General features: G+C 49.9%; 11 protein-coding genes. 9 read left to right on the plus strand and 2 right to left on the minus strand.

What is annotated here, in order from left to right; translation table 11 throughout:
* Window positions 1-107: 107 nt before the first annotated feature.
* The 5 genes from zapE (at window position 108) to sspB (ending at window position 3,851) form a co-directional block, all read left to right on the plus strand.
* Complete coding sequence (gene zapE, locus ACKPVM_RS11065; protein WP_409309099.1) at window positions 108-1,238, plus strand: cell division protein ZapE; 1,131 nt, start codon at window positions 108-110, stop codon at window positions 1,236-1,238.
* Window positions 1,239-1,472: 234 nt separating this feature from the next.
* A complete protein-coding gene (rplM, locus tag ACKPVM_RS11070) occupies window positions 1,473-1,901 on the plus strand; it encodes a 50S ribosomal protein L13 (RefSeq protein ID WP_409309100.1) in 429 nt (142 codons plus the stop codon).
* 15 nt (window positions 1,902-1,916) lie between these two features.
* Window positions 1,917-2,309 carry a 30S ribosomal protein S9 gene (gene rpsI / locus ACKPVM_RS11075; protein WP_039346610.1) on the plus strand — a complete coding sequence of 131 codons (393 nt, stop codon included), beginning with the start codon at window positions 1,917-1,919 and terminating at the stop codon, window positions 2,307-2,309.
* A gap of 392 nt (window positions 2,310-2,701) precedes the next feature.
* A complete protein-coding gene (gene sspA, locus ACKPVM_RS11080; RefSeq protein WP_409309101.1) occupies window positions 2,702-3,343 on the plus strand; it encodes a stringent starvation protein SspA in 642 nt (213 codons plus the stop codon).
* 4 nt (window positions 3,344-3,347) lie between these two features.
* The gene (gene sspB, locus ACKPVM_RS11085) at window positions 3,348-3,851 is read left to right on the plus strand and encodes a ClpXP protease specificity-enhancing factor (RefSeq protein ID WP_409309102.1); all 504 of its coding nucleotides are present in this window, start codon (window positions 3,348-3,350) and stop codon (window positions 3,849-3,851) included.
* Between the two features lie 334 nt (window positions 3,852-4,185).
* Here the strand turns inward: sspB and ACKPVM_RS11090 are convergent, their stop codons facing one another.
* Entirely contained in the window at window positions 4,186-5,604 is a 1,419-nt protein-coding gene (locus ACKPVM_RS11090; protein WP_409309103.1) for a glutamate synthase small subunit, read from the minus strand.
* A 10-nt stretch (window positions 5,605-5,614) separates the two neighbouring features.
* Window positions 5,615-10,075 (minus strand): glutamate synthase large subunit, encoded by a 4,461-nt coding sequence (gltB, locus tag ACKPVM_RS11095; protein WP_409309104.1) that lies wholly within the window; start codon window positions 10,073-10,075, stop codon window positions 5,615-5,617.
* 657 nt (window positions 10,076-10,732) lie between these two features.
* On the opposite strand from gltB, the gene mnmL reads away from it, so the two are divergent.
* The 4 genes from mnmL to mtgA all read left to right on the plus strand — a co-directional run bounded on the left by mnmL (window position 10,733) and on the right by mtgA (window position 15,814).
* Entirely contained in the window at window positions 10,733-11,680 is a 948-nt protein-coding gene (gene mnmL, locus ACKPVM_RS11100) for a tRNA modification radical SAM protein MnmL/YtqA (RefSeq protein WP_409309105.1), read from the plus strand.
* Window positions 11,681-11,740: 60 nt separating this feature from the next.
* Window positions 11,741-14,098: an aerobic respiration two-component sensor histidine kinase ArcB gene (gene arcB, locus ACKPVM_RS11105; protein WP_409309106.1), complete on the plus strand. Its 2,358-nt coding sequence runs from the start codon at window positions 11,741-11,743 to the stop codon at window positions 14,096-14,098.
* 328 nt (window positions 14,099-14,426) lie between these two features.
* On the plus strand, window positions 14,427-15,080 hold the full coding sequence (gene elbB, locus ACKPVM_RS11110) for an isoprenoid biosynthesis glyoxalase ElbB (RefSeq protein WP_409309206.1): 654 nt from the start codon (window positions 14,427-14,429) through the stop codon (window positions 15,078-15,080).
* A complete protein-coding gene (gene mtgA / locus ACKPVM_RS11115; protein ID WP_409309107.1) occupies window positions 15,077-15,814 on the plus strand; it encodes a monofunctional biosynthetic peptidoglycan transglycosylase in 738 nt (245 codons plus the stop codon). The genes elbB and mtgA overlap by 4 nt, the downstream gene beginning before the upstream one ends.
* The last annotated feature ends 74 nt before the right edge of the window (window positions 15,815-15,888 follow it).

Here is a 15,888-nt window from a genome sequence, read left to right on the forward strand (position 1 = left end):
TGATGAGTCTCCGGCATCAAGGTGGTTAACTGCGACGATTGCGGCACAAATCGACGGTAACTCGCGACAAAATACAACTAACTTTTTTCTCAGGGATAGTGGCCATTATGCAGCAAACAACCCCTTTAGCATTGTATCAGCAGGCACTGTCTGCTGGAGAATACCAGCCTGATGAGGTACAGCACCAGACGGTCATACGGTTGGATGACATGTATCGGGCGCTATGTGAGCAGGGCGCTCATCGTGGAACGGAAGCATCCAGCAACGTGGGGAAATGGCGTAGCTGGTTAGGGTTGCATGATAAACAAGCGACTGAGCCGGTTAAAGGGCTGTATATGTGGGGCGGGGTTGGGCGAGGTAAAACCTGGCTAATGGACTTGTTTTTTCACAGTTTGCCGATGAAACGCAAGATGCGCCTGCATTTTCATCGCTTTATGTTGCGAGTGCATGAGGAACTGAATCAACTTCAGGGGCAGGAAAACCCGCTGGAGAAAGTGGCCGACGGCTTCAAAGCGGAAACGGATGTATTATGTTTCGATGAGTTTTTCGTTTCTGATATTACCGATGCCATGTTATTGGCTGAGTTGTTGCGAGCCCTGTTTGCACGAGGCATCGCCTTGGTGGCAACGTCGAACATTCCACCTGACGACCTCTATCGGAATGGGTTACAACGCGCTCGTTTTCTTCCCGCCATTGAACTGATTAAGCGGTATTGCGATGTACGTAATGTTGATGCGGGTATTGATTACCGCTTGAGAACGTTAACACAGGCTCATCTTTATCTGACACCGCTTGACGCTCAGACCGAAGAAACCATGCAGCGGATGTTTACTCGTTTATCTGGCAAAACGTGGTTAAGCCCCGGGCCAACGCTGGATATCAATCATCATCCTATGGCGACGCTGGGTGAAAGCGATGGGGTACTGGCTATCGATTTTGATACGCTGTGCATTCATGCCCGCAGTCAGAATGACTACATTGCGCTTTCGCGCCTTTATCATACGGTGCTGCTGCACAACGTGACGATTATGGGAAAAAATGAGGAAAATACGGCGCGTCGCTTTCTGGCGTTAGTAGATGAGTTTTATGAGCGGAGAATCAAACTCATCATTTCCGCCCAGGTTTCCATGTTTGAAATTTATCAGGGAGAACATCTGAAATTTGAGTATCAACGGTGTTTATCTCGGTTACAGGAAATGCAAAGCGAAGCGTATCTGCGTCAGCCGCATTTGTCGTAGTTGAGCGGTGGTTTTTCGCGATTAACCCACGAAAAAGGTCGATCTTTGAATGCGACTTCTCTATAATCCTGCGACCCCACGTTACAACAAAGTTTTTTTCCCAAAAACTTTATAGTGCCGGCAATGGCTATTCGAAGGGGTAGGTTTGCTGGACTTGATGGTCGTGTGAGCCTCAACTGTTTTCGAGCGTTTAGGTGAACACCTGCGTGTAACTAATTATTGGGTAAGCTTTTAATGAAAACTTTCACAGCTAAACCAGAGACCGTAAAACGCGACTGGTACGTTGTTGATGCAGACGGAAAAACGTTAGGCCGTCTTGCTACTGAACTGGCTCGTCGTCTGCGCGGCAAGCATAAAGCGGAATACACCCCGCACGTTGATACCGGTGATTACATCATCGTTCTGAACGCAGATAAAGTTGCTGTAACTGGCAACAAGCGTTCTGACAAGATTTATTACCATCACTCCGGTCACATCGGTGGTATCAAACAAGCGACCTTTGAAGAGATGATTGCCCGCCGTCCTGAGCGTGTGATTGAAATCGCGGTTAAAGGCATGCTGCCGAAGGGCCCGCTGGGTCGTGCTATGTTCCGTAAACTGAAAGTTTACGCGGGCACCGAGCACAATCACGCGGCACAGCAACCGCAAGTTCTGGACATTTAATCGGGATTATAGGCAATGGCTGAAAATCAATACTACGGCACTGGTCGCCGCAAAAGCTCCGCCGCTCGCGTGTTCATCAAACCGGGCAACGGTAACATCGTTATCAACCAGCGTAGTCTGGAACAGTACTTCGGTCGCGAAACTGCCCGCATGGTAGTTCGCCAACCGCTGGAACTGGTCGACATGGTTGAGAAACTGGATCTGTACATCACCGTTAAAGGTGGTGGTATCTCTGGTCAGGCTGGTGCGATCCGTCACGGTATCACCCGCGCTCTGATGGAGTATGATGAGTCTCTGCGTAGCGAACTGCGTAAAGCTGGCTTCGTTACTCGTGATGCTCGTCAGGTTGAACGTAAGAAAGTCGGTCTGCGTAAAGCACGTCGTCGTCCTCAGTTCTCCAAGCGTTAATTTCTTGCTGCTTTGCAGCGAAATCAATGCGAAAAACCCGGTGCTGGTCACCGGGTTTTTTATGATGGTTGTCCTGCTCGTCACATCGTGACATTGAAAATCGTTGCCGATGATTATTCATGGTTGACCGTTTGTTTGCCATCCTTCGGATAGTAACAACGTGAATTCATAAAAAAATGGCTTTGATTTTTAGTCTCTTAACGATGGGATTGCGCTTATATCCCCACAGAACGAACAAAATCTGATAAACTATTCGCCGATTTTATGCCTGTTTACCCGCCAGACTTTTTTTGGAAAAGTTGATTTTGCCCGGTGTTTTTTTCAACGCTAAGTGGCAGGGTGATAGCAGATCGGTTATTCGTCGCATTTTCTCGATAAACTTGGAGGTTTTCATGGCTGTCGCTGCCAACAAACGTTCGGTAATGACGCTGTTTTCTGGCTCGTCCGACATTTTTAGCCATCAGGTTCGCATTGTATTGGCCGAAAAAGGTGTGAGTGTCGAGATTGAGCAGGTAGACATGGATAATCTGCCGCAGGATCTGATTGACCTCAATCCTTATGGATCAGTACCGACGCTGGTTGATCGGGAACTGACGCTCTATGAGTCACGTATTATCATGGAATACCTGGATGAACGTTTTCCTCATCCACCACTGATGCCTGTGTACCCGGTTGCGCGTGGTAACAGCCGCCTGATGATGCATCGCATAGAGAATGATTGGTATTCCTTACTGAAAAAAATCACACAAGGCAGCGCACAGGAAGCCGATGCCGCGCGTAAACAGCTTCGTGAAGAGCTGCTGGCTGTCGCCCCCGTTTTCAATGAAGCGCCTTATTTCATGAGTGAAGAATTCAGTCTGGTTGACTGTTATTTGGCTCCGTTGTTATGGCGTTTACCTCAGTTAGGCATTGAATTGAGTGGATCTGGTGCGAAAGAATTGAAAGGCTACATGACTCGCGTATTTGAACGTGATGCCTTCCTTGCTTCTCTGACGGAAGCAGAACGTGAAATGCGTTTGCAGACCAGAGGCTAAATGAATGGCGTTGTCTCAACTGTCTCCGCGTCGTCCGTATTTGCTACGGGCTTTTTACGACTGGTTATTAGATAACCAGTTGACGCCTCATCTGGTTGTCGATGTCAATCTTCCTGATGTGATGGTGCCGATGGAGTTTGCTCGTGATGGGCAAATCGTGCTGAATATTGCGCCTCGTGCCGTTGGTGGCCTGGAGTTGGCGGATGACAGCGTTCGTTTTAACGCGCGTTTTGGCGGTGTGCCTCGTCAGGTTTATGTGCCGATGGCTGCTGTGTTGGCTATTTATGCCCGTGAAAATGGGGCTGGTACGATGTTTGAACCCGAGCCGGCTTATGAAGCAACAAGTGGGTTTGATGATTCTCAGGATGAAACGGCCAGTTCCGGTAACGTGATGTCGATTGTGGATAACAAGCCTGATGTCGATATAACGGATGGTGATGATCGCCCTGATGATGAACCACCACAGCCTCCAAAAGGCGGACGACCCTCTCTGAGGGTGGTTAAATAATTCATTTCCTCCGGGGCATCGTGATGATGCCCTTTTATACCCGTCATACTTCAAGTTGCCTGTGCGTTGGCTACGTTCAGTCACCCGAATCACTTACTCAAGTAAGCTCATCGGGATTCCTTCTCTTGCCGCCTTCCTGAAACTTGAATTATTTAGGGTATAGTTTGCCGCGTAAAACCGAGCCACGTAAAAACACATTCTATGTGCAAACGGCAGCCTTATGGCTGTCGGTAGCATGATGATACAAGAGTACCGGATGCATCAGGAGCCCGTGAAGCGAGAGGAGGCCATCACAAGGGCAGATCCATCGCCCTTGTGATAGTCGGTAAAGCATCTAAACGTTTAAGAAATTTAGAATACCGTCAGCAGCTTTGCGTCCTTCAGCAATGGCGGTCACGACCAGATCGGAACCGCGCACGGCATCGCCACCCGCAAAGATTTTTGGATTGCTGGTCTGGAAAGCATTTTGATTGCCTTCTGGCGCAATAATACGTCCCTGTGTATCCAGCTCAACGCTGTGCTCTGCTAACCACTCCATTTTGTGAGGGCGGAAACCAAATGCCATGATGACGGCATCCGCTTCCAGTACGTGCTCCGACCCTTCGACTATTTCAGGTCGGCGACGGCCATTGGCATCCGGTGCGCCTAATTCCGTACGGGCCATTCTGACACCACAGACTTTACCCGCGCCATTAATTTCAACGCTCAGTGGTTGCAGATTAAATTTGAATTCCACGCCTTCTTCGCGTGAATTTTTCACTTCACGCTTGGAGCCGGGCATATTCTCTTCATCACGGCGATAAGCGCAGGTGACATGCGCCGCGCCCTGGCGAATTGAGGTTCGTACGCAATCCATCGCGGTATCGCCGCCGCCCAGAACGACCACGCGTTTGCCTTGCATGGTGATGTAAGGTTCTTCTGCTGAAGCTTCAAAACCCATTAACTGTTTGGTGTTGGCAATCAGGAATGGCAACGCATCGTAAACGCCGTGTGCATCCTCATTTTCTAACCCACCGCGCATAGATTGGTAGGTTCCTACACCAAGGAACACCGAATCAAAGTCGTCCAGCAACGCTTTCATCTGGATATCTTTACCTACCTCGGTGTTTAGCCGGAATTCGATACCCATGCCGCTGAAAATTTCCCTACGTTTAACCATGACGTCTTTTTCAAGCTTGAACGCGGGGATACCAAAGGTCAGCAGACCGCCGATCTCCGGATGGCGATCAAATACCACTGCCTGTACGCCATTGCGTGCCAGCACGTCGGCACAGGCGAGGCCAGCAGGGCCTGCACCGATGATGGCGACGCGTTTGCCGGTTGGCTGTACGTGAGAGACATCAGGCTTCCAGCCCATTTCAATCGCTTTATCATTGATATAGCGCTCGATATTACCGATGGTGACGGCACCAAATTCATCATTCAGCGTACAAGATCCTTCACACAGACGATCCTGTGGACAAACGCGGCCACACACTTCTGGCAGGCTGTTAGTCTGGTGTGATAACTCAGCCGCTTCGATAATTCGGCCTTCGTTAGCCAGCTTCAGCCAGTTAGGAATGTAGTTATGAACCGGGCACTTCCATTCGCAATAAGGGTTACCACAAGACAGGCAGCGATCTGCCTGCGCTTTGGACTGACTTTCTGAGAACGGCTCGTAAATTTCAACAAATTCAATTTTACGAATCTTTAGCGGCTTTTTGGGCGGATCAACGCGCTGTAAGTCGATAAATTGGTAAACATTCTGACTCATGATAAACCTCTTACTGCGCCTGAACCCGCAGCTCAGCTGCGGAACGACTACGGTGGCCCAACAATGCCTTCACATCACTCGACTTCGGTTTCACCAAGGCAAATTTCGGTGCCCATGTTGGCCAATTTGCGAGGATCTCTTCGCCACGTTGTGAACCGGTGTGTTGAACATGCTCAGTAATCAGGCCGCGCAAATGCTCTTCATGGATGGCCAACTGTTCTACGTCCAGCACTTCCACCAGCTCTGGGTTGACGCGTTTACGGAATTCGCCGTCTTCGTCTAAGACGTAAGCGAAACCACCGGTCATGCCTGCGCCAAAGTTCACGCCGGTACGACCCAATACGCAGACGATACCACCGGTCATGTATTCACAACCGTTATCGCCGATGCCTTCAACAACGGTGATGGTGCCGGAGTTGCGCACGGCAAAACGTTCGCCCGCACGACCTGCTGCAAATAACTTACCGCCTGTCGCACCGTAGAGGCAGGTATTACCGATGATGCTGGCTTCGTGACTACGGAAGGCAGAACCAACCGGTGGACGTACAGAAATGCTGCCGCCAGCCATCCCTTTACCGACGTAGTCATTGGCGTCGCCAGTGAGTGTGAGTTCCACACCGCCCGCATTCCAGACACCGAAGCTTTGTCCGGCAGTACCAGAGAAGTAGGCTTTAATCGGATCGCTTGCCTGACCCTGATCGCCATGCTGCGCAGCGATCACGCCGGAGAGCGTTGCACCCACGGAGCGGTCGGTATTGCGAATATCAAAGTAAAGCGATTTACTCTGTTTCGCTTCCACATAGGGTTGAGCCTGTGCCAGAAGTTCTTTATTCAGTAGACCCTTGTCGAATGATGGATTGCTTTCCGTACAATACAGCGCTTTGCCCGGCTGCGGTTGCGCGGTATACAGCAACGGAGACAGATCCAGTTTGTTCTGTTTCGCAGTAAAACCGTCGAGCTCAACCAGCAGGTCGGTACGGCCAATCAAATCAACCAGTCGACTAACGCCCAGTTCGGCCATCAGCAGGCGAGTTTCGTGCGCGATGAATTGAAAGTAATTCGTTACGCGATCGGGCAGGCCATGGTAATGATCGCGGCGAAGTTTCTCATCTTGTGTCGCCACACCGGTCGCGCAGTTATTCAGGTGACAAATACGCAGATATTTACACCCTAACGCGACCATAGGGCCGGTGCCGAAACCGAAACTTTCCGCCCCAAGAATCGCCGCTTTCACGATATCCAGACCGGTTTTCAGACCACCGTCCACCTGTAGGCGGATTTTATGGCGCAGACCGTTGGCAACCAATGCCTGCTGTGTTTCAACCAGCCCCAATTCCCACGGACAACCTGCATATTTTACGGAGGTTAGCGGGCTGGCGCCTGTCCCACCGTCATAGCCAGCAATGGTGATCAAATCGGCATAGGCTTTGGCAACCCCTGTTGCAATCGTGCCAACGCCCGGTTCAGAAACCAGTTTTACCGAAATCATGGCTTTCGGATTGACTTGCTTCAGATCGAAAATCAACTGTGCCAGATCTTCGATAGAGTAAATATCGTGGTGTGGCGGCGGCGAAATGAGGGTGACACCGGGGACTGAATAACGCAAACGGGCAATGTACGGCGTGACTTTATCTCCCGGTAACTGGCCGCCTTCTCCCGGTTTAGCGCCCTGAGCGACTTTAATCTGGATCACATCAGCGTTCACTAAATAGGCGGGCGTGACGCCAAAGCGACCAGAAGCCACCTGTTTGATACGGGAAACTTTGTTGGTGCCGTAACGCGTTGGGTCTTCGCCGCCTTCACCGGAGTTAGAGAAACCGCCGAGTCCGTTCATCGCCTCTGCCAATGATTCATGCGCTTCAGGACTGAGCGCGCCAATCGACATCGCTGCGGTATCAAAGCGTTTGAACATCTCCGTTGCGGGTTCAACCTCATCAATGGCTATAGCTGTGCCTTGCTGTGGTTTCAGCGCCAGCAAATCACGCAGGGTGGCGGCCGGTCGTTCATTCACCAGCTTCGCATACCGTTCGTAATCGCTGTATTCGCCGCTTTTAACGGCAGTTTGTAGCGTGGTAACGACATCCGGGTTGTAGGCATGGTATTCGCCGCCGTGTACAAACTTCAGCAGGCCGCCTTGTTCCAGCGTCTTGCGTTTTAGCCAGGCACGTTTAGAGAGATTCAGCAGGTCCTGTTCGAAATCGCCGAAGTTGGCCCCGCCAATACGGCTGACGACACCCTGAAAACATTGGGTAGACACGTCGTTGTGTAATCCCACGGCTTCAAACAATTTGGAACAGCGATAAGAGGCCACGGTAGAAATGCCCATCTTGGACATGATCTTGTACAGCCCTTTATTGATGCCGTTACGATAGTTCAACATCACGACGCGATATTGTTTGTCGATCGTATGGCTATCCACCATCCGAGCCAGGGTTTCATAGGCGAGGTAAGGATAAATAGCGGTAGCGCCAAAGCCCAATAATACGGCGAAGTGGTGTGGATCGCGGGCACTAGCGGTTTCGACAATAATGTTAGCGTCACAGCGCAGGCTTTTCTCGACCAAACGGCGCTGAATCGCACCTACCGCCATTGGCGCAGGTACGGGAAGGCGTTGTGCCGAAATCCCACGGTCAGACAGAACCAGCAAGACGGCACCATCGCGGACGTGGTTCTCGGCTGCGTCACACAGTTTCTCGATCGTCTCTTGCAGCGTCTGTTTTTCTGGTTCGAACGTCAGATCCAACACATCGGCGCGATAATGCTGTTGATCTTGTGAGAGCAACTGTTTGAAGTCGGAATAAAGCAGGATGGGTGACTTAAAGCTCAAGCGGTGGGCTTGCCCTTCTGCTTCACAAAACACATTCATTTCACGGCCAATGCAGGTTGCCAATGACATGACATGCGCTTCACGCAGTGGATCGATCGGCGGGTTCGTCACCTGAGCAAACTGTTGGCGGAAATAGTCATAGATAATGCGTGGGCGGCTGGACAGCACGGCAAATGGCGTGTCATCTCCCATAGAGCCGGTGGCTTCCTGACCATTTTCCCCCAGTACGCGAATGACTTGATCCAACTCTTCACTGCTGTAGCCAAACTGTTTCTGATAGGTTTCCAGTAGGGCATCATCAAATTCACGGCTACCGACCTGATCGTCTGGCAAATCTTCAAATGGAACCAGACGCTTAACGTTTTTCTCCATCCACTCTTTATACGGATGACGGCTTTTTAGATCGTCATCGGTTTCGGCAGAATGCAGAATACGCCCGATACGGGTATCGATCACCATGAGCTCACCAGGCCCGACCCGTCCTTTTTCAATGACTTCGTCCGGTTGGTAATCCCATATACCGACTTCAGACGCACAGGTGATCAGTTTGTCTTTGGTGATGACATAACGTGCCGGGCGCAGACCATTACGATCCAGGTTACAAGCCGCATAGCGGCCATCGGACATGACAATCCCCGCTGGGCCATCCCAGGGTTCCATATGCATGGAGTTGAAATCGAAGAACGCACGTAGTTCAGGGTCCATATCCGGGTTGTTCTGCCAGGCTGGCGGAACCAGCAGGCGCATAGCACGGATGATATCCATCCCGCCGCTGAGAAACAGTTCCAGCATGTTATCCAGCGAACTGGAGTCGGAGCCGGTTTCGTTAACGAAAGGGGCGGCATCCCGTAGGTCAGGGATAAGCGGGGTTTTGAATTTGTAAGCACGTGCCCGAGCCCATTGACGGTTCCCGGCAATGGTATTGATTTCACCGTTATGCGCCAGATAGCGGAATGGTTGCGCTAATGGCCAACGTGGCACGGTGTTGGTAGAGAAACGTTGGTGGAACAGACAAATGGACGATTCAAGACGTAGATCGGCCAGATCGAGATAGAATTTTGGTAGATCCGCCGGCATACAGAGGCCTTTATAGATCGTGACCAGATTGGAAAAGCTACAAACGTAAAACTCTTTGTCTTCGATACGTTTTTCGATTCGCCGACGCGCCATGAACAAACGTCGTTCCATATCGCTCTGTAACCAGCCAGCCGGGGCATTAACAAATATTTGCTCAATGCGCGGCATTGACGACAGTGCAATCTCGCCCAATACATCAGGATTGGTTGGCACTTCGCGCCAGCCAAGTACCGAAAGCGTTTCATTTTGCAATTCTTCTTCTACAATCCGACGGGTGGCGCGCGCCTGATCTTCGTCCTGATTGAGAAACATCATACCAACGGCATAATTTTTGGCTAAACGCCAGCCGCGCTCTTCTGCGACCAGACGAAAGAAACGATCGGGTTTTTGAAGTAATAAGCCACAGCCGTCGCCGGTCTTGCCGTCAGCAAGGATCGCGCCACGGTGTTGCATTCTGGCCAGTGCGTGGATGGCCGTACGCACGACCTTGTGACTCGGCTCACCTTCTATATGGGCGATTAATCCGAAACCACAGTTATCTCTCTCTTGGGATGCATCGTACAACATAATTAGTGAACCTCCCCAGGCTCTGTGTGACTCTCACAACCTACTGCGAGAAAGCACCTTGGCGTCGAGCGACTATTAACCCTGCCGCTCTCTTCTTCGGCCTCTCGTGACGGTCTCACAAGTGGTAAATGACTTGTTTTTAGAGGGAGTCTTCATTTACTGCATAAATATGACGAGTCGTGAACCCGTCAGGAAAGCTTCCAGCGGATTTCCAAATTAGCGAGAAAGCCCGTTCAGGTCAAATACCAATGCAAAATGTGCCAGTAAGGGATAATTTTTATTTATGGTTATGAAAATAAATGATTTTTATCGAAAAAATGCGTTTATTAGGCCGAACAACACCCGATCGAAGTGTGAGCTGTATCACTATGCTAAAGCATGCGTAACCCTTGTCCGTGCTGCATTATCTCTACGTATTAGCATATTGTGCTGTATATGAATACTTTTAGATTTAATGAAACTCTTTTTAAGAGTTACTTAATCTTCTTGTCAGATGAGCATACAGAATCAGAAAGATCACTGTGCTTTAAGGTGAGTTTATTTTCACTGGAAATGAATAAAAATTCATTTTATTGGGGTGTGCGTGATTGATCGCGGTCATCGCGAGCGGGACGAGATAAGGATAGTCTGCATTTCCTCAAGGGAGCAGTTTAGAATATGCAATTGCAAAAATTAATCAATATGTTTGGTGTAAATCTTCAGCGCCGCTATGGCGAGAAGATCCATAAGTTGACTTTACACGGTGGTTTTAATTGCCCGAACCGGGACGGTACGCTGGGGCGAGGGGGCTGTACATTTTGTCATGTTGCCTCTTTTGCCGATGAAGGCATGCAACAGCGCAGTATCGCCGCGCAATTGGAGGTACAGGCGGAGAGGGTTAATCGAGCGAAACGCTATCTGGCTTATTTTCAGGCCTACACCAGTACTTATGCTGAAGTGCAGGTGCTGGAGAGGATGTATCAGGAAGCATTAAAGCAAGCCGAAATGGTTGGACTGTGTGTAGGAACCCGCCCTGATTGTGTACCGGATGCGGTGCTGGATTTGTTGTCTGGTTACCATCAACAGGGCTATGAGGTCTGGTTGGAACTGGGATTGCAGAGTGCCAGTGATAAAACATTGCATCGCATTAATCGCGGCCATGATTTTGCGTGTTATCAACAGACGGTACGGCGTGCTCATGAGCGAGGGCTCAATGTTTGCTGTCACTTGATTGTGGGCCTTCCGGGGGAAGATGCCGCGCGTTGTCTATTGACGCTGGAACAGGTTATTGAGACTGGCGTTGAAGGGATTAAGTTACACCCTTTGCATATTGTGGAAGGCAGCATTATGGCCAAAGCCTGGCGGGCAGGGCGGTTACCCGTGCTGGAGTTGGCGCAATATGTCGAGATAGCCGGAGAGATGATTCGTCATACCCCGCCAGACATTATCTATCATCGTATTTCGGCCAGCGCCCGGCGTCCGACGTTACTCGCGCCGCTTTGGTGTGAAAATCACTGGACTGGCATGGTCGAACTGGATCGCTATCTGCAAGTCCATGGAGTTCAAGGCTCGGCATTAGGTCGCCCCTATCGGTACATTGATGTATCGCGGAAAACAACGAGTTGAATCTTCGGCGTATCGCCAATTTACGATATGATTTGATGGTCGTCACTAAGGGAAAACGCTATGAAGCAAATCCGCCTGTTGGCTCAGTACTATGTTGATTTGATGGTAAAACTGGGGCTTGTCCGCTTTTCTCTGCTGTTGGCCTCGGTATTGGTACTGCTGGCCATGGTGGTGCAGATGGCTGTTACGCTATTGCTCAGTGGGGCGGTGGAAAGCATTGACGTTGTCCGCTCGGTTTTTTTTGGGCTGCTGATTACGCCATGGGCGGTTTACTTTCTTTCTGTGGTGGTGGAGCAGTTGGAGGAATCGCGTCAGCGGTTGTCAAAGCTGGTGGCCAAGTTGGAAGAGATGCGTCACCGGGATTTAGAGCTGAATGCACAATTGCAGGACAATATTGTGCAGCTCAATCAGGAAATTGCCGATCGTATCAAGGCTGAAGAGGCGCGTTTGCTGGTCGTGAGTCGCCTGAAAGAGGAAATGGCGCGTCGTGAACAGGCGCAGATTGAGCTGGAACAGCAATCGGCTCTGTTGCGATCTTTTCTGGATGCTTCACCAGACCTGGTTTATTACCGTAATGAAGATAAAGAGTTCTCTGGCTGCAACCGCGCCATGGAGCTATTGGTCGGGAAAAGCCAGAAACAGTTAGTTGGGTTAACGCCGCAGGATGTTTACTCTCCCGATATTGCCGAGAAGGTGATGGAAACGGACGAAAAAGTGTTCCGTCACAACGTTTCCCTGACGTATGAACAATGGCTGGTGTATCCCGATGGCCGTAAAGCCTGTTTTGAGCTGCGCAAAGTCCCTTTTTACGATCGTATGGGGAAACGTCACGGGCTAATGGGGTTCGGACGAGACATAACGGAGCGTAAGCGCTATCAGGACGCGTTAGAAAATGCCAGTAGGGAGAAGACAACGTTTATCTCTACGATCAGCCATGAGCTCCGTACGCCGCTAAATGGCATCGTCGGATTAAGCCGCATCCTGTTGGATACCCAGCTTGATCCAGAGCAGCAGAAATACCTGAAAACCATTCATGTCAGCGCGATTACGCTAGGCAACATTTTTAACGATGTGATTGAGATGGATAAACAGGAACGGCGCAAAGTTCAGTTGGATAATCAACCAATAGATTTCACGGGTTTCCTGGTCGATCTGGAAAATTTGGGGGGATTACTTGCCCAGCCTAAAGGACTGAAGCTGAGAATGGATCTGCATTTGCCGCTGCCGCCGAAAGTGATTACTGACGGTACGCGTTTGCGGCAGATCCTCTGGAATCTGCTCAGTAATGCGGTGAAATTTACACCGCAGGGTGAAATTGTTGTGCGGGTATGGCATGAACAAGGTAATCGTCTGCGTTTTGATGTTGAAGATTCCGGCATGGGTATCCCGGCAGATGAATTGGAAAAAATCTTTGCCATGTACTATCAGGTAAAAGACCAGCATGGTGGTAAACCCGCGACGGGGACGGGAATTGGCTTATCCGTTTCCAAACGGTTAGCCCAGAATATGGGCGGTGATATCCAGGTGACGAGTACACAAGGCCAGGGCTCTTGCTTCACGCTGACCGTGATCGCTCCGCGTGTCGATGAAAATGGCAATAAAGCAGACGATGATGATATGCCGTTACCGGCACTGAATGTTTTACTGGTTGAAGACATTGAATTAAATGTGGTGGTGGCGCGTTCAGTACTGGAAAAATTGGGTAATAGCGTGGAAGTTGCCATGACCGGGCAAGAAGCGCTGGATATGTTTGATCCCGATGAGTTTGATCTTGTGTTACTGGACATTCAGCTGCCCGATATGACGGGGCTTGATGTTGCTCGCCAGCTACGTCAGCACTATGTTGATCGAAGCCTGCCGCCATTAGTCGCGTTAACGGCCAACGTGCTGAAGGATAAAAAAGAGTATCTGGATGCTGGAATGGATGATGTGCTGAGTAAGCCTTTGTCAGTTCCTGCATTGACCGCCGTCATTAAGCAATATTGGGACTATCAGACAACACCGTCTGATGAATCCGTTGCTCAGGAGGAGGAGGGCCGCATGGTGAATGAAGATTTGTTGGATATTGCGATGCTGGAGCAGTATCTCGATTTGGTGGGGCCGAAATTGATTCACCAAAGCCTGGATATGTTTGAACAAATGATGCCTGGTTATCTGGCAATCCTTGATTCCAATATGACAGCCCGTGACCAGAAAGGTATTACGGAAGAAGGTCACAAAATTAAAGGTGCCGCAGGTTCCGTCGGGCTGCGTCATCTTCAGCAGATTGCGCAACAAATTCAAACGCCAACGCTGCCAGCATGGTGGGATAACGTGCAGGAATGGATCGAGGAACTTAAACACGACTGGCGTCATGATGTTCAGGTTTTGCGTGATTGGGTGGCTAAGGTTGAAAAGGATACCAAGGACGTTTCTTAATACCGCTAGTGGTCGCTTGAAAGGGGTCGTTCGGTGATATACCGCGTAAAAAAAATGACCCCGACCGAGGCCGGGGTGCGCGAATTATGCGCCAACACCAGGGAAACCATGCACCTGCATTTTAGATGTCAGGGGACGTGAGCTCGCAAGTGCGGATATTACTGCTTTAGCTAAGCGCTATAGCCCTAACTAAAGTACATCTTCATCAAGCAACAAAATAGCAAATGTGGAAATCTTTGTTACATGAATCATTAAAATGTGTGATGTAGATTAGTGTTTGTCAATTAAAAAATCAATTAGTTGATGTAATGAAATGAGGGAAAAGATGATGAAACGAGTCGGCATCGTCCTGAGTGGATGTGGTGTTTTTGATGGTTCTGAGATTCACGAAGCGGTACTGACGCTACTGGCGGTGGATCGTGCTGGTGCAGAAGCCGTTTGCTTTGCGCCAGATAAACCACAGTTTCATGTGGTTAATCATCTTACTGGTGACGTAACCAATGAGAATCGCAACGTTTTAACCGAATCGGCACGTATTGTCAGAGGGAAAATACAGCCCCTTTCAACGGCTGATGCGCAGCAACTTGACGCATTGATCGTGCCTGGAGGTTTCGGCGCGGCTAAAAACCTGAGTGACTTTGCTACGCAAGGAGCAGCCTGTCAGGTTGATGAATCTTTAAAATTACTCACCCAGGAAATTTATAAGCAAAATAAACCAATTGGTTTTATTTGCATCGCGCCAGCCCTGCTCCCCGTGTTGTTGGGCGAACCTGTTCGTCTCACAATTGGTAACGATATTGATACGGCGGAAATGATAGAAGAAATGGGCGGAGAGCACATAGTTTGCCCGGTGGATGACATCGTGGTTGATGCTGAGCACAAAATAGTGACCACCCCTGCTTATATGCTCGCCAATTCCATCAGCGAAGCGGCGAAAGGCATCGATAAACTGGTATCTCGCGTGTTGGGCTTTACCGAATGACAGGTAAACGACGCAAGAAGGGATTCTTGACGCGTCTTGGTTATTGGTTTTTTCGTGGGCTTTTGGTCATCTCTGGAATATGGATGGCCGGTATTTTACTGTTTTCATTTTTACCGGTTCCATTTTCGGCAGTCATGGTCGATCGCCAACTCAGTGCATGGTTTGGTGGCGATTTTCGTTACGTTGCCCATTCAGACTGGGTCTCCATGGATGAAATTGCGCCAGTGATGGCATTGGCTGTGATTGCCGCGGAAGATCAAAAGTTCCCACAGCACTGGGGGTTTGATTTGGATGCCATTAACTCCGCGTTAAAACATAATGAGAGGAATACTCGTCGGATTCGCGGGGCATCGACGCTCTCGCAACAAATGGTGAAAAACTTGTTCCTATGGGATGGTCGCAGCTGGTTACGTAAAGGTCTTGAGGCTGGGCTCACCGTCGGTGTGGAGCTGGTTTGGACTAAACAGCGGATTTTAACGGTCTATCTGAATATCGCTGAGTTTGGACCTGGCCTCTTTGGCGTGGAAGCAGCCGCGAAGCACTATTTTAATAAGTCAGCCAGTCGATTAACGGCACATGAGGCCGCATTGCTCGCCGCGGTATTGCCGAATCCGATTCGTTTTCGGGTGAACGCGCCCTCCGGTTATGTGATTCAGCGGCAGCAATGGATCCTGCGGCAAATGCGCCAAATCGGCGGGGAGCCATTTTTACGTGCGAATGCGTTGCTAAATTAGGATTGTTTAATACCCATCATTTCACTCAACACCTATTGGGTCTGGTTTTATGCGTGTTGTCTCCATCTGTCTGT

It is taken from the genome of Pectobacterium hainanensis (assembly GCF_046237015.1).
GTDB lineage: Bacteria > Pseudomonadota > Gammaproteobacteria > Enterobacterales > Enterobacteriaceae > JBJYIN01.